The organism is Oleiphilus messinensis (assembly GCF_002162375.1).
Taxonomy (GTDB): domain Bacteria; phylum Pseudomonadota; class Gammaproteobacteria; order Pseudomonadales; family Oleiphilaceae; genus Oleiphilus; species Oleiphilus messinensis.
Genome location: NZ_CP021425.1, coordinates 452,667 through 471,705 on the forward strand (window position 1 = coordinate 452,667; position 19,039 = coordinate 471,705).

Annotated in this window: 20 protein-coding genes; 10 read left to right on the forward strand and 10 right to left on the reverse strand. The window is 48.2% G+C overall.

The window, feature by feature from the left end:
* The first annotated feature begins 78 nt into the window (after nt 1-78).
* The 4 genes from OLMES_RS01975 to OLMES_RS01990 all read left to right on the forward strand — a co-directional run bounded on the left by OLMES_RS01975 (nt 79) and on the right by OLMES_RS01990 (nt 4,588).
* Nucleotides 79-954 (forward strand): DUF4259 domain-containing protein, encoded by an 876-nt coding sequence (locus tag OLMES_RS01975; RefSeq protein WP_157678106.1) that lies wholly within the window; start codon nt 79-81, stop codon nt 952-954.
* A gap of 76 nt (nt 955-1,030) precedes the next feature.
* Nucleotides 1,031-2,170: a methyltransferase gene (locus OLMES_RS01980; RefSeq protein ID WP_157678107.1), complete on the forward strand. Its 1,140-nt coding sequence runs from the start codon at nt 1,031-1,033 to the stop codon at nt 2,168-2,170.
* Nucleotides 2,171-2,344: 174 nt separating this feature from the next.
* Nucleotides 2,345-3,163 carry a hypothetical protein gene (locus OLMES_RS01985; protein ID WP_087459707.1) on the forward strand — a complete coding sequence of 273 codons (819 nt, stop codon included), beginning with the start codon at nt 2,345-2,347 and terminating at the stop codon, nt 3,161-3,163.
* A 105-nt stretch (nt 3,164-3,268) separates the two neighbouring features.
* Complete coding sequence (locus OLMES_RS01990; protein WP_087459708.1) at nt 3,269-4,588, forward strand: hypothetical protein; 1,320 nt, start codon at nt 3,269-3,271, stop codon at nt 4,586-4,588.
* A gap of 16 nt (nt 4,589-4,604) precedes the next feature.
* Here OLMES_RS01990 and OLMES_RS01995 read toward each other — a convergent pair whose 3' ends face one another.
* The gene (locus OLMES_RS01995) at nt 4,605-5,096 is read right to left on the reverse strand and encodes a hypothetical protein (RefSeq protein WP_087459709.1); all 492 of its coding nucleotides are present in this window, start codon (nt 5,094-5,096) and stop codon (nt 4,605-4,607) included.
* A 66-nt stretch (nt 5,097-5,162) separates the two neighbouring features.
* A complete protein-coding gene (locus OLMES_RS02000; protein WP_087459710.1) occupies nt 5,163-7,037 on the reverse strand; it encodes a sensor domain-containing diguanylate cyclase in 1,875 nt (624 codons plus the stop codon).
* A gap of 184 nt (nt 7,038-7,221) precedes the next feature.
* On the opposite strand from OLMES_RS02000, the gene OLMES_RS02005 reads away from it, so the two are divergent.
* Entirely contained in the window at nt 7,222-7,998 is a 777-nt protein-coding gene (locus tag OLMES_RS02005) for a spermidine synthase (protein ID WP_087459711.1), read from the forward strand.
* Nucleotides 7,999-8,195: 197 nt separating this feature from the next.
* Nucleotides 8,196-9,548 carry a KamA family radical SAM protein gene (locus tag OLMES_RS02010; protein ID WP_232465247.1) on the forward strand — a complete coding sequence of 451 codons (1,353 nt, stop codon included), beginning with the start codon at nt 8,196-8,198 and terminating at the stop codon, nt 9,546-9,548.
* A gap of 43 nt (nt 9,549-9,591) precedes the next feature.
* Here OLMES_RS02010 and OLMES_RS02015 read toward each other — a convergent pair whose 3' ends face one another.
* The 3 genes from OLMES_RS02015 to folE all read right to left on the reverse strand — a co-directional run bounded on the left by OLMES_RS02015 (nt 9,592) and on the right by folE (nt 11,092).
* Entirely contained in the window at nt 9,592-10,044 is a 453-nt protein-coding gene (locus OLMES_RS02015; protein WP_087459712.1) for a CoA-binding protein, read from the reverse strand.
* Between the two features lie 42 nt (nt 10,045-10,086).
* On the reverse strand, nt 10,087-10,479 hold the full coding sequence (gene folX, locus OLMES_RS02020; RefSeq protein ID WP_087459713.1) for a dihydroneopterin triphosphate 2'-epimerase: 393 nt from the start codon (nt 10,477-10,479) through the stop codon (nt 10,087-10,089).
* A gap of 67 nt (nt 10,480-10,546) precedes the next feature.
* Nucleotides 10,547-11,092, reverse strand: a complete 546-nt coding sequence (gene folE / locus OLMES_RS02025; protein WP_408635169.1) for a GTP cyclohydrolase I FolE — start codon at nt 11,090-11,092, stop codon at nt 10,547-10,549.
* Nucleotides 11,093-11,638: 546 nt separating this feature from the next.
* On the opposite strand from folE, the gene OLMES_RS02030 reads away from it, so the two are divergent.
* On the forward strand, nt 11,639-12,004 hold the full coding sequence (locus OLMES_RS02030; protein WP_087459715.1) for a response regulator: 366 nt from the start codon (nt 11,639-11,641) through the stop codon (nt 12,002-12,004).
* Nucleotides 12,005-12,102: 98 nt separating this feature from the next.
* On the opposite strand, the gene OLMES_RS02035 is transcribed toward OLMES_RS02030, so the two are convergent.
* The 3 genes from OLMES_RS02035 to OLMES_RS02045 all read right to left on the reverse strand — a co-directional run bounded on the left by OLMES_RS02035 (nt 12,103) and on the right by OLMES_RS02045 (nt 13,914).
* Nucleotides 12,103-12,654 carry a hypothetical protein gene (locus OLMES_RS02035; RefSeq protein ID WP_087459716.1) on the reverse strand — a complete coding sequence of 184 codons (552 nt, stop codon included), beginning with the start codon at nt 12,652-12,654 and terminating at the stop codon, nt 12,103-12,105.
* A gap of 268 nt (nt 12,655-12,922) precedes the next feature.
* Nucleotides 12,923-13,639 (reverse strand): PspA/IM30 family protein, encoded by a 717-nt coding sequence (locus tag OLMES_RS02040; protein WP_087459717.1) that lies wholly within the window; start codon nt 13,637-13,639, stop codon nt 12,923-12,925.
* Nucleotides 13,636-13,914 (reverse strand): YiaA/YiaB family inner membrane protein, encoded by a 279-nt coding sequence (locus tag OLMES_RS02045; protein WP_198343185.1) that lies wholly within the window; start codon nt 13,912-13,914, stop codon nt 13,636-13,638. The genes OLMES_RS02040 and OLMES_RS02045 overlap by 4 nt, the downstream gene beginning before the upstream one ends.
* A 228-nt stretch (nt 13,915-14,142) precedes the next feature.
* Here OLMES_RS02045 and OLMES_RS02050 point away from each other — a divergent pair, with 228 nt between their 5' ends.
* Nucleotides 14,143-14,895 carry a helix-turn-helix domain-containing protein gene (locus OLMES_RS02050; RefSeq protein WP_087459718.1) on the forward strand — a complete coding sequence of 251 codons (753 nt, stop codon included), beginning with the start codon at nt 14,143-14,145 and terminating at the stop codon, nt 14,893-14,895.
* Between the two features lie 101 nt (nt 14,896-14,996).
* Here OLMES_RS02050 and OLMES_RS02055 read toward each other — a convergent pair whose 3' ends face one another.
* The gene (locus tag OLMES_RS02055) at nt 14,997-15,176 is read right to left on the reverse strand and encodes a hypothetical protein (protein WP_087459719.1); all 180 of its coding nucleotides are present in this window, start codon (nt 15,174-15,176) and stop codon (nt 14,997-14,999) included.
* A 467-nt stretch (nt 15,177-15,643) separates the two neighbouring features.
* Here OLMES_RS02055 and OLMES_RS02060 point away from each other — a divergent pair, with 467 nt between their 5' ends.
* Nucleotides 15,644-16,582 (forward strand): alpha/beta fold hydrolase, encoded by a 939-nt coding sequence (locus OLMES_RS02060; protein WP_087459720.1) that lies wholly within the window; start codon nt 15,644-15,646, stop codon nt 16,580-16,582.
* On the opposite strand, the gene OLMES_RS02065 is transcribed toward OLMES_RS02060, so the two are convergent.
* On the reverse strand, nt 16,583-17,671 hold the full coding sequence (locus OLMES_RS02065; protein ID WP_157678108.1) for a GGDEF domain-containing protein: 1,089 nt from the start codon (nt 17,669-17,671) through the stop codon (nt 16,583-16,585). It abuts the gene before it with no gap.
* 210 nt (nt 17,672-17,881) lie between these two features.
* Here OLMES_RS02065 and OLMES_RS02070 point away from each other — a divergent pair, with 210 nt between their 5' ends.
* Nucleotides 17,882-18,769: an alpha/beta fold hydrolase gene (locus OLMES_RS02070; protein ID WP_232465392.1), complete on the forward strand. Its 888-nt coding sequence runs from the start codon at nt 17,882-17,884 to the stop codon at nt 18,767-18,769.
* Nucleotides 18,770-19,039: the final 270 nt, after the last annotated feature.

Below are 19,039 nucleotides of genomic sequence, written 5' to 3' on the forward strand. Positions count from 1 at the left end.
CCAGGTATTCGGGATGTATAGATGTGTCCTGTTGAGCGGGTAGTTATGAGGTCGTGTATGGTCGTTCGGGAATCTGTCATGGATGAAACCCCACGCTTGTTTTCAGCTAAAACGGCAGAAACGCTGTTTGCACAGTGTTCCATTTTGACGCGTGTAAACTGGTCGGCCATTACTGTGTTGTTCATGTTTGCGGTTTACGAGTACACCGTAGAATTAACGGAATTACACTGGTCATTCAAAATACTGCTTGCCTTCATAATCTTGTTACCTGCTTTTGCCTGTTACGTGTCCAACCTCTCTTTCAGCAGTACTCAAACGAACCCGTACTGGCAAATTGCGCAAACGGTTTGCCTGGGGACTTGTGTGGTTTGGAGTGTGTTCCTGCTCACCAAGTCCGGCGCAGTAAGTTGGCCAGAGGTTGTAGTGGCCGTGCTGGTTGTCGTGTTAATGTGGGCCAACTTTGTTTGTGTGGGCCAATTGGGACGGTATCAGAATATTGCTGCGCAGCAGCGTACCATTCAAAAACGGCTTTTACGCGCCTATGGCATCGGGCCACTGGAAAATTATTATGGCCGGCAATGGTGTCAATCTTTTGAAGCCCGTAATGGTATGGGCTATATCGAAAACACCTTAACGGCTGCAATCAGTGTACAGTATCTTGACCTTGTTCTGGCGAGCGAAGCGTTAGCCGCGATGGAAACCCTGAAGCGACTTGGTTCTGCTGACTCAATTGAGAAAAGCGGTTTCGTGGTATTTGATTCCTGGATTCATCAGCAAGGTCGTACGGTACTGTCGCAAAAATACTTGCACCTGTGTAATTCAGTGACGAATCGAATTCTCGGAGATGCCTCTGAGCTTCGCGAGTTGTGGTATCAATTACCCGAATTCGAACGTTGGCACCGGTCTGTACTGGAGTTACGTTTAGCGCTGAAGACCGAAAATACTCCACTTTAGCCAGAATTTAGCCTCCCGGTGAGGAAACCGCTACAATAGGCATCTTTTGTGCTGTTTGCGGAGAATGCCTCACACCATGAGTGATACGCTATTCAAGACTGAGTTCGGGCAATTCGATTTGCGCCCGTCTAACTTTCACCCCAAATCACCGTTGCGTGCCTGGAATGCTGCGGATGAATTGTTGCTGAATCACCTTAAACAACATTGCCCGGTCGAATTTCCCCGGATTCTTGTGGTGAATGATGCTTGTGGTGCGCTTGCAGTTTCTTTGCATCATTATGAGCCGGAAAGTTGGGGGGATTACTATACTGGCACGCAATCGCTTCAGCTTAATTTGCAACGGAATCAGATTGAATCGGACAGGGTGGACGTTTTGTCCAGCATAGATTCACTCTCCGGTACTTATGATGTTGTTCTCCTGCAACTGCCGAAAACACTGTCTCTACTGGCATTCCAACTCGCTCATCTGCGCCAGCATGTCCGTTCTGACACCTTGATTGTGGCAGGGGGGATGGTCAAACACATGACCCCTTCCATGAGTGAACTGTTTGAGCAGTATATTGGCCCGGTGCAGGCATCGCTTGCGGAAAAAAAAGCCCGTTTGCTCTTTTGCCAGCTGGATGAAACTCTGGAACCGGAGTTTCCTGAGGCGACGGTATACGGTGTTCCTGATTCGCCTTTGCAATTGGTTTCTCATGCCAATGTGTTTTCACAACAGAAGCTGGATATTGGTACCCGGTTTTTGCTGGAGCATTTCCCTGATACTGCGAAGGCCAGCCGTATTGTTGATTTGGGGTGTGGAAACGGTGCTCTGGGTCTCTTTGCTGGCTGGAGGAATCCTGCTGCCGAACTTTATTTTATTGACGATTCCTTTCTGGCGGTACACAGTGCGGAAGTCTCGTTTCTGAATAATCCGTTGCAAAATGCGGCCCATTTTATGCCGGGGGATGCATTGGATGGATTTGGTGATGAGGTTGACCTTATTTTATGCAACCCCCCGTTTCATGAAGGGAATAAAGTGCATACTCAGATCGCGCTAAAAATGTTTTCCGGGGCCAGCCGGTGTTTGCGTAATGACGGGCAGTTTTGGGTCGTAGGAAATCGACATCTGGGCTATCACCTTTCCCTCAAACGCTATTTTAGACATATCGATGTTGCAGCGGGTAACAGCAAGTTTGTTGTGTGGGCTTGTCGAGAACCATTACGTGATCGTTGAGTCGTGATTACGATTTAAAGGCTTCATTTGTAAGCCGCATGTTAAAGCCATGTCATATTGGTCTAAACTTTGTATGAGATCCTGTGTTTCAGTCACATGCCAGTGCGTCTTGTGAGCTACTGAAACAAGTTTGGTTTGCGAATTTAGAGTGTTAATGGATAAGGGGGACTTCGGTTGATCGGTTTGCGTTATGTTATCAAGGGATTTCTGATGCTCGCTTTCCTGCTCGTAAGCGCATGTTCGAGTCATCTGGTGCACATTAAATCAGATCCGCCTGGTGCTGCAGTTAATGATTTGCAGTTGGGGGATTTGGGGGTGACCGACCTGACGGTTCAGGTGGGGCGGGATGCACCGACCAAGCGCGAGTCATTGAATTTAACCTTGACCAAGGCCGGTTATCAGACTGAAAAAGTGGATTTGTTGAATGTGAAAAAAGACCAGACGATCATGGTCACGTTGCATTCCGTTCCCACGACGGTGCTGGTTGAAACCAATCCGCCCAGTGCGCAAATGGAAATGTACGATAGTCTTGGTGATCCTGTAGAGCTCACGAATCCTTCTAAAATTGCATCCCAAACCACCTTTGCCAATCGCCGCCATATTGTTTCTGATGACATTCGCTTTATCGACCTGGTATTAAAACAGGAAGGGTTTAAAACCCTGCGTAAACAGATCGAAATAGAACCCAATAAAGAGAATCGCTTTTTCTTTCAATTGGAAGAAATTGTGGGTACTTTACGCTTGAATACCTGGCCCGAGGGGGCGGCGGTTTACGAGCGATCCCTCGGATTTTTGGGGCGAACGCCTCTGGAACTGGAATTGAAATGGGATGACCTGACCAGGCTCTCACAAAAACTGGATTTGATGGATACCTCGGACGTAAACCTGCAATTGAAAATTAAAAAGACAGGTTACCGTACCCAGGAGTCGGTGGAGAAGTTTCAACTTTATTTGCCTAACCCGCCGATATTCATCGATTTGCCGGCGGAATAGCCGGCAGGTTCCTCGTCGATAAACACCACGAAAAAGAGTGTGTGCGGGGATTGTTTAATGGGATAAAAACAATTTATTGCTTAGCGAGGCGCGAGGTATTACTCCATGGGAAAACGACTCACGAATCTATGTGTTTGGCTCTGCCTGTCATTATTTTTGTACGGTTGTTCGAGCACGCAGATTGCCATCAAAACCAAGCCACCGGGTGCTGAAGTCCGTTTAATTAATAATCAGGGACAGTTGAAAGCAAAAGTCGTATCGGATGTTAGCTACAAGATCGAAAACTCGAATGATTACTTCACCCAAGACGGGGTGGAAACCACCTGGGTGCATGCGTTAGCCACGAAAGAAGGCTACCGTCCGGGGGTGAAAACCTTGGCGGGGATCCGTAATGGTGAAAAAAATGATGGTTTAGCCATTATCGCGTTGGATAAGCTGGATTCCACCATTGCCTTTGAGACCTCGCCTCCCGGGGCAAAAATCACATTTTACCAGAACAAGGATGAGGCCCGTACGGATTGGAATTCCAATAAAGCGCTACCGTTACTGAGTAAAGAATATGTTCCTCTTGCTCGAAATAATGCCAATCTGCCGCCGAATATCAGTCGAACCATCGAGTTGGTGGAAGATCACCTCAAAGACGTGGACTACACCGCAGACCCGGTGCATCGAAAATTTATTAATACGCCTTTTCATCAGCAATACACTGCCGACACGGTAAATCAGGAATTTGCCAATATTGGTGCGGTCAAAGTCGAAAAGGAAGGCTATCTCCCGGTGATCAAAGAGATTTCGATCAAGGGCGGGGAGTCGAATGTTTTTGCATTCCAGTTACAGCCCTGGACAACCAGTCTCAAGGTCATCAGTGAGCCGGAAGGGGTCGAGATAGAAGATATTGCCCGGGGGACGGCATTTGGTTACATGGGGGAGACCCCGTTGATTCGAAAATTTACGTATGATGAAACCGCTGAACGTAAATCGACATTCTGGCCACGGCAGAAAATCATGTTGATGCTTCGAGCGACCAAGGCGGGTTATGAAGACGAACATGTGCAAGTGGAAATACCATTTGGTGAGGAAATTCCCATCAAAGTGTCCTTGAAGCGGCAGTCATCAGAAATCACTTTTCAATCGGATCCTGCCGGTGCACATGTCTATGTCAAGCGTATCGCCAGTCGGCAAGTTTATGATCAGAGCAGTGGGAAGTTGAAAGATGTTCCGCTAGTGCACTGGAAACACCTGGGCTCGACTCCATTTACGTATTACATGGATCCTGCTGACCCATTACTGCATGGTGATGTTCTGAAATTCGAACGAAGCGGTTTCAAAGTGGATCAGGCAGAAACTTATAAAGCGGGTGTCGTGAACTACCACCGCGTGTTAGTGCCTTTGGGTGATGTGATCCACAATCAGGCTCTGGAGTAGTGCTCCAGAACCTGAATCAATCCGCTTGGGCAAGGTGCCAGGATGGTGCATTCTCTGGCAGGCGCAGGGACAGGTCAAAACTGGCGGGTTGCCCTTCCATGCCGCCCTTGCCGTTGGCACGAAGCCAGTATCGACCGGGTTTGGAAAGTTGAATATAAGTCGACAACGCATGCAGCTCGCTGAGTTGTAATTCCCGGTTGTTGATATAGACACCTGTCTGGCCCCGGGAGGCGTCGGTTGGCAGTTTCGCTTGAATTGGCAACCCTGGCCAGATTTGCCCTTGAACTGGGCCACCATCATAACCCCAAAGACCGGTATGACTGTCGTACCAGTAGTGTCCGTCATGAAGATAGACGCCTTTGGAGAGTAACAACTGCATCATGTTATCCGTTACCGGGGCCCGATTGATCTGAATATCGGCTTGTGCTGACTGGCTGGATGTAAGTGATATCAGGCTGGCCAATAGCAGTGTGGTAAAGAATGTAAAACCACGAATTTGGAGTGTCATTTTCCTAACCTTGGTAATAAAAATGAATTGTCTGATATAAGGTGCGCTTTTCCGCAGTGTTGTGCCTCAAATATTTCGGAATGAATTCAGCACAGTGCAATTCCGACCTTCACTTTTTGCCTCGTAGAGTGCAATGTCCGCTTTTTCGAGCAGTTGTGCCGGGCCGTTGTAACTGCCGCTTTTGGGATCTGAACAGGCCACCCCCAGGCTTGCTGTCACGTGTAGTTTCTCATCTGCAGTTTGCATTTCTGTGGCGGCGATATGCTTGCGGATCTTTTCGGCAACAATATGCGCGCCCGACAGGGGCGTCTGCGGCAAAATGATCACCAACTCTTCGCCACCGTAGCGACAGGCTTCGTCCGGTGGGCGACGTATATTGTTAATAATGATCTGGCTCACTTGTTTTAGTACCTTGTCCCCGAAAGGGTGACCGTATTGGTCATTAATGCGTTTGAAATGATCCAGATCCAGCAAAATCACACTTAGCGGTGTTTTATCCCGGCGTGAGCGGGACAGCTCTATGGCCAGAATTTCATCCATACGGCGACGGTTTTTCAGGCCCGTGAGTGGGTCTGTAGCGCTGATTTCAATTAACTCATTATTCAGTTGCTGTACTTTGTGCAGCGCCTGAGTCAATTCTTGTGTGCGCTGTTGCACAGTACTCTCAAGCTGAGCCGAATGCTTCTGTTGTTCGGCCAGAAGCTGTTCATTGGCAACGAGAGCATCATGCTCTGCATCCAGTCGCTGTCGGTTTGCGTCTTGCAGGCGCTCGGCCAGGGCGTAGGATAATAACATGATTTCGATTGCGGAGCCGATCTGGGCGGCAGACTCGGTGAAAAAGTTCCTGGGTATCCAGCCAAACTTATTGAGCGCCAGGCAGACCACGCCAAACAGAAATACGGTCCAGGCAATCGAGAAGAGTGCGGCATAGCGCTGTCTGCTCGTCAACCACACATGATAACTGCTATACAGAGCAGAGCTGCAGGCGACGATGACCATAAGCGCAACTAACTTGATCAGGGTGTTATAGCTCAAAAACAATGCAGCCAGGAAACAGAAAAAATTGAAATTGATCAGAACCAGGAAATAGAGGTGAATTCGGGGGTAAAAAAGCCTCAGTTTGAGCGCATAAGAAATAAACAGGCAGCCAAAAACGACAATAATAGGCGTTAATACCGCGATACTCGATTGATTCCACTGTGGACTATCCGGCCAGAAAAACTGATAGGCAAACCCCGTCAACGCCATCTGGGTGATGGCAAATGCGGCGATATAGATGACATACAGCAGGTAGGTTCTATCCCCCAGGCGGAGATAAAGAAATAGGTTGTACAGCGCCATTACGAGCACGATGCCGTAATAAACACCGTGGCCAAATATTGAATATTGATCGTGACTGTAGAATGTAGACTTCGCCCACAGTTGCATGGGGATCTGTATAGAGCTCGTGGAACGAATGCGCAAATAAATATCGAACGTTGTACTGCCGGTCAGCGTGAGTGGAAACAGCAGTTTTCTGTGTTCAACGAGTCTGTCTTTGAAAGGCAGGTTATCGCCATTCTCCATTGTGACTGCGGTTGATTGAGCAGGGTGGGAGAATTGATATAAAGTCACTTCATCCAGCAGGGCATAACTGACATCCAGAAAAACGTCCTGAGTGGTTTCCGCATTGTTGGTGATCGTAAACCGAACCCAGTAAGTTGCATCGGAAAAGCCGAAAGACGGGGTGCGAAGCTGAGTACGTTGCCACTCCAGAGTTTGATTATGGCGTATTTCATCGATCGTAAGTTGATTGCTTTGATCAACGATATATTGGATTTGAGAACCGATTTCGAGTGTTTCGGTATTTTCCTGCCATTGCAGCACAGCCTCTGCAAAACCCGCACGAAAAAGGGCAAGTAGCAGCAGAAAATGCAGATTTAACGGAAGATACCTACGCAAAAAAATGGCTCCTTTTAAATTTAAAGGCCTGGGCTGTTACAATAGACCCTGACTTTGCCAGGCGGATAAATGAAAGTGTAGACTAGGGTCTGTTGATTTTTCATGGTTGGTCTCGGTCTGCGTAACTTTTCCCAGTCAGGTATTTTATGTCCAGTCAGGTACGGCGAGTTCAGTGTAAACCAATATGACGATTGCCGGACGCGAAATCTATCGGATTTATGATCCCCTCGGCCCGATTCAGGTCTTTGACGACGGAAGCCGCAGAGTGCTTGCGTTTGGCGACAATGATGAGCAAAGTTGTCTCTCCCTCGAGCACCCCTATCTACTGCAACACACTTATACTCGGGCAATGGTTTTGTCTCTATTATTTGTCGAGCCGTCACGAATACTGATTCTGGGTCTTGGTGGCGGCTGTTTGCCGGCATTTTTGCATCATCATTTGCTAAACAGTCATGTTCAGGTTGTCGAATTACGGCAGGCCGTTATCGACGTGGCCTACCGGTTTTTTGCCTTGCCAAGGGATTCGCGTTTAGAGGTTGTGCAGAGCGATGTTCGTCGATTTTTCAAGCAAACGGTTACAGGTCCTGTAGATTTGATCATGAGCGATCTGTTTTTGAGTGGCGGTATCGATCGTCACCAGTTCGATACCGGTTATTTGGAGCAGTGCTATCACCGTCTTTCTGATCAAGGCTGGCTGGTCTTGAATTGCTGGTTGGAGCATCGGCGTGAACAAACTTCGTTGCGCTATTTGTGTGAGCTGTTTCCTGATGTTCGCGTTTGCTCAACAGAGAGTGGCAACTGGATTATATTCGCTGGCAAGCAGCCCTGTGCGGAGGATAAAAAGACACTCGAGAAGCGGGTACGAAAGCTGTCTTCCCGGTTTGGGTGGTCGCTTATGCCACAGTTTAAGCAGCTCCAGTTATACCGGGAGCGATTTAGTTGGTCTTCAATTCTGTCTTAAATTCGATAGACCTGTATGGAAAATATGCTTTATTTTCGCCTCTCATTCGTAAATTCACCTGATCTTTTGTACAATACCTCGCCTTTCGATTACTAATACCGAGCGTCTTCACAATTCAGTGCATTTGATCGCTGATATCTGCATTAATTTCTAATAGTTTGAAGGCTAAATACATTCATATCATTCTCAGGAATATTATGACTGAAACAGCAACTCTTTCCCGTTCCTCTGCCGCGTTGCAGGACTCGATTCCCGTCGCACCGGCCGAAGCCCCCAAACTGACGGTTTATACTGAACGTCAGCTGGATAAAATCCCCCAGATCCAAGCGCTGCCTGCCCATGAGCGTGAGGCGATTCGTGTGGTCGCCAACGTGCTGCCATTCCGGGTAAATCAATATGTTTGTGAAGAGCTGATTGACTGGAGCAACTGGAAGAATGACCCCATCTTTCGTCTAACGTTTCCGCAAAAGGAAATGCTGATGCCGGAAACGTTCGAGCAAATTGCCGATATTCTGAAAACGGGGGACAAGGTTGCATTAAAAGATGCAGTGAATCAGGTGCGGGAAACCTTGAATCCCCACCCGGCGGGTCAGATGGACTTGAATGTTCCCAAAATTGATGGTGTGCCGGTTCAGGGCATTCAGCACAAATACCGGGAAACCGTCCTGTTTTTCCCCAGTCAGGGGCAAACCTGTCACACATACTGCACATTTTGTTTTCGCTGGGCCCAGTTTATCGGTGACAAAGACCTTAAATTCGCAAACAGTGAAGCCAGTGCCATGGTGGAGTACTTGAAAGCGAATCCTCAGGTAACGGATATTTTGATCACCGGCGGTGACCCGCTGGTTATGAAAACCAAAAATCTGCGGGTCTACCTTGAAGCCTTGCTTGATCCAGAGCTGGAGCATGTGCAAACCATACGGATCGGTTCAAAATCACTGACTTTCTGGCCACAGCGTTTCGTCACTGATCCGGATGCCGATGAATTGTTAATGGTCTTCGAGAAACTGATTGCATCCGGTAAGCATCTGGCGTTTATGGCCCACTACAACCATTGGCGTGAAATGGAGCCAGAGATCGCCCGCACGGCGATTCGCCGTATCCGCGCGACGGGTGCACAAATCCGGAGTCAGGGACCATTGCTCAAAAATATTAATGACAGTGCCGAGGTTTGGGCGCAAATGTGGAAGACCCAGGTTAAGCTGGGGGTTATTCCTTACTACATGTTTGTAGAACGGGACACTGGCGCACGGCACTATTTTGAAGTGCCCCTCGCGCAGGCCTGGACCATATACCGGGACGCGTTACAGCAGGTATCGGGGCTGGCACGAACAGTGCGAGGCCCATCCATGAGTTCTGAGCCCGGAAAGGTAGAAATCCAGGGCGTGACCGAGGTGGCGGGTGAAAAAGTGTTTGTACTGCGATTCCTGCAAGGTCGTGATTCGGATTGGGTGCAAAAACCGTTTTTTGCCAAGTACGATGAAAACGCAACCTGGTTGCATCATTTGAAGCCTGCTTTTGGCGACTCGAAGTTCTTCTTCGAAAAGTGAGTGTGTCTATACCGACAGGGTAAAACCTGTCGGTGAATCCCTCTTACAGCCCCAGCCTGGGGATTTCGATCTTCGGGCAACGATTCATCGCGACAACAATATCATTCTGACGGAGCTTCTGTGCTGAGATCTGGTCGATCACGCCAAGCTGCATCCAGACAACCTTTACAGGTCGCTCAATTGCCTGTTCGGCCACTGCAGGAACTCGCTGGGCATTGATAAAAAGCTCGACCATGTCGAGCTGAATATCAGTCGGGATGCTTGCGACATCGCTGTAGACGGTTTCACCTAACAGCGTTTCCCCTGCCAGTCTGGGACTTACCGGTATGACTCGATATCCTCGGTGTTGAAGATAAGCCATCACATAGTGACTGGGGCGTTCCGGGTCGTCGCTCGCACCCACCAGGGCAATACATCGTACTGAAGACAAAATACCAATAATGTCCTGATCATTGAGCAGGTCAACACCATTGGGTGACGGGGAGTGAGAGATCATTGCACAGGCTCCTTCTGTTTACCGGTCTGGTTGTGAAGCAGTTTAATTTAGCCCTGAATCAAGTTCGCGTCTGGCCATGAGGCTTACGGATACCGAATCGGAAAACCGTAATGCATGAGGTTTATCGATCTCGACCCGTGCTTCATTGACTTGCTCATGACTCATGATGATATCCAGCACATCCTGAGTCATGCGTTCCAGCAGTGCAAAGCGGCCTTCTTGAACGTATTGAATGATTTTTTTGGTGATGGTCCGGTAGTTCAAGGCTGATTCGATGCAGTTGTCGGTTATGGCCTTACTTGCATCATACTGGATTATGACATTTATGACGACGTCCTGTTGGTTGCGGATTTCGTCATCTTTGATGCCGATATAGGTCCTCAGGCGTAGATTTTTGATTTTGATCTCTGCCGTAAAATCAGATACCGGTTGCATACTGTTTTCCTGTCGTAGTTGAACTATTCCGTTTTGATACTGTGTTGTAAATACGCCCGTATTCAGGTTAGCGTTTACCAATCAGGGTCAAGAATTCATTGCGTGTTGCCTGGGAGTTGCGCAACGCACCGAGCATTACGGAGGTCGACATGACCGAATTCTGTTTCTCGACGCCCCTCATCATCATACACATATGTTGTGCTTCAATGACAACCCCAACGCCACGGGCCTGGGTTACCTGTTGCACCGCTTCCGCAATTTCTCGCGTCAGATTTTCCTGAATTTGCAGTCTCCGGGCGAACATGTCCACGATCCGGGCAAACTTGGATAAACCGAGTACGCGTCCCTGAGGCAAATAAGCAATGTGGCATTTTCCGACAAACGGCAGTAAATGGTGTTCGCACATGGAGTACAGCTCAATATTCTGCACAATAACCATTTCATCGTTATCCGACTCAAAGGTTGCGTTGTTGACAACTTCTTCGAGATTCTGATGGTAACCGCGAGTCAGGAAGGCCATTGCCTTGGCCGCTCGCGCCGGGGTGTCTCTAAGTCCTTCGCGATCAGGGTTTTCACCAACTGCCTCAATAATCTGACGGTAATGGGATTCCATCTTCTCTGGCACCGTTCATCTCCTCGGTAATAACTTAAATATTCTGTAACTGCTTAAATATTCTGTAACTGTTTAAATTTTCTGTAACAACCAAACTTTTCTGTTAATAATAGACTTTTCTGAAACGACTGAACCTTTTCCAAACGACTAATCTGCATGCAAAATTTGATATTGGTCGTAGAACGCAATAGCCGGAGTATGGCTCTTAATCGACGGACATGCCGAGTTTTAACGTATTGATTCGATGCAAACTTATTATTCAGTAATATCAATAAAATATACTTTACGTATCATGACCCGATTCAGATCACAATGTCGCGTGTCGGGACCATGCCGGAACGTGATAGATTAGAAAGTTGATCCATTCGTGCTTTAATTAGAAAAGTAGTGGTTTTTTGTTTGGCGTGATCCGTTTATTCAGCTGGTGTCATGATAATGGCCGTCCCACCAGGGGACTCCGGGGCAGCACCAAACCGGTTAATGTACCAGCCGAGGCGCTATAAGGCGAACAAAAATGTTAAATTTACTTAAATATGGCTTTTGCAAATGAAAAAAGTACTGATTGTTGATGATTCCGCATCGATCCGGCAAATGTTGGAGTTTACCCTGAAGCGCAGCGGATATGAGGTTTTGGCTGCGACGGATGCGCAAGCAGCACTCACCAAAGCAGAAGGGCAGGCTTGTGATCTGGTCATCTCCGACGTCAACATGCCGGGTATGGATGGTTACAGCTTTGTCGCGGAGTTGCGTAAAAAAAGCGCATACAAATTTACGCCGATACTCATGCTAACCACGGAGAGTTCGGCCGAGCAAAAGACCAAGGGCAAACAGGCTGGTGCTACGGGCTGGTTGGTGAAGCCCTTTAATCCAGAACAGTTAGTGGCAACGATTGAGAAGGTGCTCAACCGCTGACAACGCGGCAAGCCAGTCTTGGGACTGGCTTGTCATTTACCTGGCTTGTTGATCAGGGCGAGAGGATTGTTCTGAAGCTCTGCCCTTGAATTTGGTGCTTAAGAATTGTGCTTGTTGAATTGTTCGATCAACGCGACCGGTTTCTTTTTCTTGTTGCTGCTGTTTAGCACATATACAACCGTTTCGCCTTTTGGTCCGGTTCCGATTTGCGTGTAACGTAAAGGTGCTTCACCGGTTTTACGTACGGTTTGCATATCTTCCAAGTTATCGAAGACGTAAATTCGACCTTCCATTCGCATTTCGCCGTAGAATGCTTCAGCCGGGGCCAGTTTTCCATCTACCAGATCAACTGATGCGATACCGGATTGTTTCTTCTTGTCTGCAGAGGTCAGACCAAACTTGATCGTTTCGCCTTTAGGGCCTGCGCCAATGCGGGTTAACGTGTAAGGGGTTTCGCCAAGCTTCAAGAAATCCTGATACAGGCCGAAGTCATCAAAGACAAAAATTCGACCTTCGTGATGAACTTCGTAAAGGTCGTTATTGTTCATTGCTGCTGAGTCGTCGCCATTTTGCAGGGCTGCACAACCGACAGCGGCCGCCATTACTGCACCCAGGGTTAAGGTTCGCAAGGTTTTTTTATTTGTGGTCATAGGTTTTTCTCCGGGGAATGAGCAGATTGAATCCGCGGGTAGGCATCGATGGGCCGGTTGCCCTGATGCTTGATTTGAAGGGGGGGGGGGCTCCGCATTACGGCGAACACGGTAATACGCTGTGCCCAAGTTTCAGTTAAATTGATACGAGGATAGCGGCACTTTATTTCAATTTTTTTACAGGGGGGGCGCTATCCTCTATTCTCCTGTCGGAGCGGGCTGAGAGGTGCATCGCTGCATAGATTTCCACCGGAAACAAGGTCCATTTTTAGCTTGCGGAGGTGCCTTGTTCAATAACTCTGCTCTGTTTACGGAGCCTGTCCAACACGGCGTTTGCAGATCGGGATGTGCTTTGAATTCCAGCCTTCTGTAGTTGCTTGTCCAGGCTTTCTCCGCTGAGGTCCATGTTTATTTCATCCAGTGCCTGCTGGTAGTCCTGTGCTCCCGTCTGCTGGTTCTGGATCAGGGTTAGTGAACCCTGCATTTGTTCCATTGCCGTACCCAGGCCTCCCGAGGTGATTTGCAAATTGCGTGCAGACTGCGTTGCAAATTGATTTGCGCGAGCGAGGTTCAGTTCCCGTTTATAATTTTGTATTGCAGTGATCGCTTTTTTCAATTGTTGTTTCAGGCGTTGTTCCTGCTGACTTAATTGTATTACCTGTTTTTGTTGTTCTTTCAGCAGGGCTTCGTCGTCAGCGATCAACGTTGCCAGTTCTTCGGCCAGCCCGTGCTGCTGTTTTTCCAGTGCAGCAATTGCTTGCTTCTCTCGTAAGGCCAGGCCGCTCTGCAAGCTGCGATTCTGTCGATCCAGCTTTGCTTTTTCTGCCATCACGGTAGCGAGTTGGTGTTTGGCTGCAATGATCGCGGACTCGGCATCTCTGATTTCCTGGGCAAAGATGCGCATGGTGTTGGCACGCACCACGCTTTCTGCCGATTCTTCTGCCGATGCTCTGAAAAGTGTATTTATTTTGGTCCAGACGCTCATGCTGCTTCTCCGAATTCTTTGATCAATTGTTGGGTCCGAGCTTCAGAAATTTTATGGACCAGACGACTTTGCTCATGTTCGTCTCGCATGGTTTTGGAAAGGGTGATGGTGGTACTTACCAGAAAAAGTGCACAGACACCCAGGTACCCTTTCACCATTAATTCAGCAGGGCTGAAGATGATGCCGGCAGCCATCGCCACCAATGCACATACAAAGGATGATTTTACAAAAAATAGCCAGGATTTTGAGTTGCTTTGCAGTTCGTCGTACATCATGTTGCTCACTCTGTGATTGGTGAAACTTCATCTGAAAATCAAAAAACTCAGTTGAAGCGTTGGATTGACAGCAAGTGTGCATCTGGAGTGAAAAATGTACAACTCAAAAAGAAGTTGTTGCTTTGCGTGGCACTAATGGTATTGCTGTATAATACTTTTTGGCAGTCAGACCATTTTGAACATTCACACTAACTTGAACATCTACACCAACCGAAGGGAAAGGGCCATATGGGGCAAACCACTGCAATTATTGATCGGTTGAAGAAAGCGCTCAAAGAAAACGGTAAAACCTATCAAGATGTCGCCCAGCACTTGCGCCTTTCGGAGGCGAGCGTGAAGCGTTTGTTTTCCGAGAAGCAGTTTTCCTTGCGGCGGCTGGATCAAGTGTGCGAAATGTTGGGTATTGAAATATCTGACCTATTGCGAGAAATGCACACGATCAGCCATATTAGTCAGTTGACGGTAGAACAGGAGCAGTTGCTGGTGTCAGACGCCAAGCTGTTACTTGCAGCAATTTCTGTGCTTAACCGTTGGTCCTTTGATGAGATATTGGCGGTTTATGATTACTCGTATACCGAACTTATCGGTTGCATGGCCCGCCTGGATGCGATCAGGCTCATCGAACTGTTGCCCGGGAATCGTACCAAAGCACTCGTAACCTATGATTTCAAATGGATCAAAAATGGCCCTATTCAGCGCTTTTTTGAAGGAGAAGTTCAGCGGGAGTTTCTCAATTGCAGGTTTGATCAGCCGGGTGAAATCCGGTTATTTGTAACTGGTATGCTGTCTCGTAACGCGAATGAACTGATACAACAGAAATTAAAGCGCCTCATTCAGGACTTTCGCCATTATCATCAGGAGGATTTGACCTTACCTCTCCCTGAACGCCATGGTACGAGTATGGTTGTCGCCATGAGGCCATGGGAGCTGGAAGTCTTTGGTCGATATCGTCGGGATGAATCGAAAAAAGTCTTTCGATAACGACCGGCAAAGGTGAATGACTGCTACAAGTTCCAGTCGCTCAAGGTCATATTGTGACTCATTCGGTCACGTGGCTCTCAATGTGGTGTATGCCTATCTGTTCAGTTGGCCAGTTTTACCGTAGAGCGGCTTTCTATTGCCGCACCCAGTGCTGCCGCTTCTGCTGCCAAAACCTGATACTTTAACGAATCAGTCGCTTCGCTGGCGGTTTCCATTTGCTCAACTTTCAGAGAATACAAACGTTCCAGACGTGCTACGATAGGGTCAGTAGTGTATTGCATGGTTTTTACCTCTCATTCAGGTAAGCCGTTTACTTCAAAGGCTGCAGTTTGATAACCCGCTTTGCCCTTATTGTAGGTATCGGCTCCGCTTTGACTTACTTTACCCAAGCATATCCCAGGCCAATTATTGGTCTTCCCCGATTATCTGCTATTTAAGTGTATGATTAATATACACCTGTTACTATGATTCGTAGAGTTGAATAAAGTTCGCTGGAGAGATTGTATTTCCTCTGGGTGTAAACTATTTTTGACAGCTGTGAAAAGTTGTCACACCTGTATTGCAGTTGGGCAACCGGACGCGGAGAATCGAGGGCGTTTTTGTGAACTGGTTCTTGATTGTTCTGTTAAAAGCGTTGGAAATACTGGACTTTATCGCGGTTAAGCCTGGTTTGTCAGTGCAAAAAAAGCTGACAGGCTTACCTGTTTTGTTGATGCTGAAAAATTTGTGGGGATAAATTTAGAGAATTATGGCCGGATTGAGCGTACTGAGCAGTCAAAAAATTGCCGCAGATATCAGCGCTGGGCTTAGTCAATGGCAGCAGCAGGGTAAATGGTTCGGTTATGCTGACCATTCCATTTTCTGTCGAATTGAAGGGCAGGGTGAACCCCTTTTGTTGATTCATGGCTTCCCTACGGCATCTTGGGACTGGCATGAAATATGGCCAGAACTGACCGCAAATTATAAAGTCATTGCATTGGATTTGATCGGTTTTGGGTTTTCTGACAAACCGTTAAATTATCGCTACAGCATACTTGATCAGGCGAACCTGATAGAGGGGTTCATGCGGGAAATGGGGATTGGTCGATACCATATTCTCTGCCATGATTACGGTGTGAGTGTCGCTCAAGAGCTGCTGGCGCGACAAATGTCGCTGGATGCAGTGAGTAAGCCAACCCCGGAGGTTGCTTCGGTTGCCTTTTTGAATGGCGGATTATTTCCGGAAGAGCATCAACCGGCATTGGTGCAACGTCTGCTCGCCAGTCCGTTAGGCTCGGTCGTGAGCCGGTTTATTACCGAGGGGTCATTCCGCTGGAATATGTGTCATATCTTTGGCGCTCATACCCAGCCGACCGCACAGCAATTACATGACCTTTGGTATTTGGTTAATTACAACAATGGCCGCGCTATTACCCATAAATTAATCCGCTACATGGAGGAGCGGCGGTGTATGCGCAATCGTTGGGTGAAAGCGCTGAATGCGCCAGTGCCCCTTTGCTTTATCAACGGCATTGCCGACCCTATTTCAGGTGCGCGCATGGCGGACCGCTATGCTCAAAGTGTCGCTAAACCTTATGTGGTTCGAATCGCCGGTGTTGGCCACTATCCGCAACTGGAAGTACCCGATGAGGTTGTCCGGAGTTACCGCCAGTTTCGAGAGAAATCAGCTTTAATTAATGCCCATTGATCATCCCAAAGAGACCGGTTTGGGTGATAGATTTGGACTGACAACCACGATATTGCGGCCTTGATGTTTGGCTTGGTACAGTGCTTCATCCGCCCGCATCAACCAGTTCTCCCAACCTTCCCCGGCGTTGATTTCGGCGACACCGGCGCTGATGGTAATGCGTTGTGGTGGTTTCAGTTTCGAGGCAGAAAGTTGAAACTTGCCATCCTCCACACCTGTTCTCAAGGCTTCTGCCAGGGTGTGGGCATCGATGAGACGGGTGTTGGGCAGCAGTGCAATGAACTCCTCACCACCGTAGCGGAATAACTTGTCAGAGACGCGCAAACGGCTTGTGAGTAGTTTTGCTAGCGCTTTCAGCAAGCGATCCCCTTCTGTATGACCGATGCTGTCGTTGACCTGTTTAAAATGGTCCAAATCCAGAATGATCAGACTCGACGGTATCTGATAGCGGTGTCTGGAATAGGTTGATTCTTCCAGTGCTGCATTTAGTTCAAGACGGTTGCTGCAGCCCGTTAGCGGATCGGTGGTTGCGATTGAAACGAGCTTTCGTTGTTGAGCCGTCAACAACCAGGAAAACATGACGGCAAAACCGATACACAGTAGTTGAGTCGCGACCAAGCGGATGGCAATAGTGGGATCCTGAGTTAGCATAGCAATGGTTGTTACTGCGCTAAAAAAGATCAAAGCACCGATTGTCGCTTGACGTAAGGGCAACAGGAGAAAATATGTGGCAATTGCGGGGTAGGCCCACAGCAGGCCAATCAAACCATTTAACGTGCAGGAATACAGTACCAGTCCGGAGGAAAGCAGCACGAGCCCCCAACCATTGAAAAGGTAGTGTTGATGTTTAAAAAGGACGTACGCAACCACACTGTTATAGAGTGCAAAGACCAGAATAGCCAGAGTCAGGAGCATATTGCCCTGTGAAAACTGCAAAAGTGCAAATGGCAGAACCAATAGCGTGGCCAGAACATGAATATAAGTACTAAACTGCTGTCTGGTTTGCAGAATAATTTCTGATGGCGTTACTAGGGTCTGTTGTGGCTGCGGATTGAACTGCTCGGGTTCTTGTCCCTCAGGTTTTACCATGTTGTTTAGGTGAGCCTTGTTGTGATTTGGAGTCGATCGCGACGTGTTTAGGGTATTCAACCATATTTTAGCCCTGTACTTGTTAGTATAGCGTAATCCAGGCCGCTGAAAACGTATGCCACCCTGGCAAACTCGATATGGTGAAACCATCTCACCTGTGGTTAAATTTCAGCTTCTCAATTTGACTCGGGGTATGTGGTTTTGGAACAAGTGGTCACGTTGCACAGTGGAATTCGTATTTGTTATCAGGATCTGGGACCCGAAGAGGGGCCGGTGTTGCTATTGATTATGGGCCTGGCCTGCCAGATGACGGCCTGGCCGCCAGCCTTGGTCGATGAGTTCTTGGCGAAGGGCTACCGGGTTGTTTTGTTTGATAACCGGGATATCGGGCTGTCCTCGGAAATAAAAGCCAAGTTGAAGCTGTCACCACCTGTGGCCTTTATGCAGTACAAAATGGGATTGTCAGTTGAGGCCCCTTACAGCCTGTATGATATGGCAGATGATGTGGTTGGCTTGCTGGATTTGCTGGCGATCAAATCTGCCCACGCCGTTGGTATCTCGATGGGGGGAATGATTACGCAAATTCTTGCCGCCCGTCATCCTGAAAGAATCCAATCTGCGAGCATTCTGATGTCTTCTGACAATCATCCAAGGCGAAATCCGGGCCCGGAGTTGAAAGCATTGTGGGTGATGAATGGCAGCGGTGTAAAAGGACACCATCTTGAGGCGGCAAAAGCGCGATCTCTGGCCTTCTGGCGGGTTGTTCAGAGTCCGGGTTTCGCAGTCAGTGAAGCAGATATCGAGCTGTCCTTTGAACGCAATTATCATCGGAGTTATCGGCCCGCCGGCATCCTCAGGCAAATGCGTGCCATAATGGCAACCGGAGCCTTGTCGCACTTGCACCGCTATATCAATACCCCGGTGTTAATTATTCATGGTGATGCAGACCCTCTAGTCCGGCCAGCCTGTGGCAAGCGATTACATGAGCGCATTTCGGGTAGCCGAATGGAGATGATTCAAGGCCTTGGCCATGATCTGCCCGGAGGGGTATTGCCAAAGTTGGTGTCATTAATTGACGGGCATGTCAGTGCTCAATAAATCTATGTGACGACCCACGTTGTGCTCTGTGAGGAGGCAAGGTTTGCTTCAAAAAAATGTTGCCAGTACCAAGGGGGAATCAATAGACTGGCCAAATTGCCACACATTACAATGGTGGCTACTTCCGTCGGCTGATTCTGGTAGCGCTCCGCAATAATGTAGTTCTAGACTGCAGGAGGCAAAGCGCCAAATAGTATCAGTGCGGATTGCTGCTCTCCATCCAGCGGCAGCAGTGAGCTGGCGATCAGCGCACATAGCACGCCTGCCAAC

Bases quoted from the DNA above. Each gene is read 5' to 3' on its own strand.
- OLMES_RS01975 (WP_157678106.1), top strand. From the start codon at position 79: ATGGATGAAACCCCACGCTTGTTTTCAGCTAAAACGGCAGAAACGCTG.
- OLMES_RS01980 (WP_157678107.1), top strand. From the start codon at position 1,031: ATGAGTGATACGCTATTCAAGACTGAGTTCGGGCAATTCGATTTGCGC.
- OLMES_RS01990 (WP_087459708.1), top strand. From the start codon at position 3,269: ATGGGAAAACGACTCACGAATCTATGTGTTTGGCTCTGCCTGTCATTA.
- OLMES_RS01995 (WP_087459709.1), bottom strand. From the start codon at position 5,096: ATGACACTCCAAATTCGTGGTTTTACATTCTTTACCACACTGCTATTG.
- OLMES_RS02005 (WP_087459711.1), top strand. From the start codon at position 7,222: ATGACGATTGCCGGACGCGAAATCTATCGGATTTATGATCCCCTCGGC.
- OLMES_RS02010 (WP_232465247.1), top strand. From the start codon at position 8,196: ATGACTGAAACAGCAACTCTTTCCCGTTCCTCTGCCGCGTTGCAGGAC.
- OLMES_RS02015 (WP_087459712.1), bottom strand. From the start codon at position 10,044: ATGATCTCTCACTCCCCGTCACCCAATGGTGTTGACCTGCTCAATGAT.
- folX (WP_087459713.1), bottom strand. From the start codon at position 10,479: ATGCAACCGGTATCTGATTTTACGGCAGAGATCAAAATCAAAAATCTA.
- folE (WP_408635169.1), bottom strand. From the start codon at position 11,092: ATGGAATCCCATTACCGTCAGATTATTGAGGCAGTTGGTGAAAACCCT.
- OLMES_RS02030 (WP_087459715.1), top strand. From the start codon at position 11,639: ATGAAAAAAGTACTGATTGTTGATGATTCCGCATCGATCCGGCAAATG.
- OLMES_RS02035 (WP_087459716.1), bottom strand. From the start codon at position 12,654: ATGACCACAAATAAAAAAACCTTGCGAACCTTAACCCTGGGTGCAGTA.
- OLMES_RS02040 (WP_087459717.1), bottom strand. From the start codon at position 13,639: ATGAGCGTCTGGACCAAAATAAATACACTTTTCAGAGCATCGGCAGAA.
- OLMES_RS02045 (WP_198343185.1), bottom strand. From the start codon at position 13,914: ATGATGTACGACGAACTGCAAAGCAACTCAAAATCCTGGCTATTTTTT.
- OLMES_RS02050 (WP_087459718.1), top strand. From the start codon at position 14,143: ATGGGGCAAACCACTGCAATTATTGATCGGTTGAAGAAAGCGCTCAAA.
- OLMES_RS02055 (WP_087459719.1), bottom strand. From the start codon at position 15,176: ATGCAATACACTACTGACCCTATCGTAGCACGTCTGGAACGTTTGTAT.
- OLMES_RS02060 (WP_087459720.1), top strand. From the start codon at position 15,644: ATGGCCGGATTGAGCGTACTGAGCAGTCAAAAAATTGCCGCAGATATC.
- OLMES_RS02065 (WP_157678108.1), bottom strand. From the start codon at position 17,671: ATGGTAAAACCTGAGGGACAAGAACCCGAGCAGTTCAATCCGCAGCCA.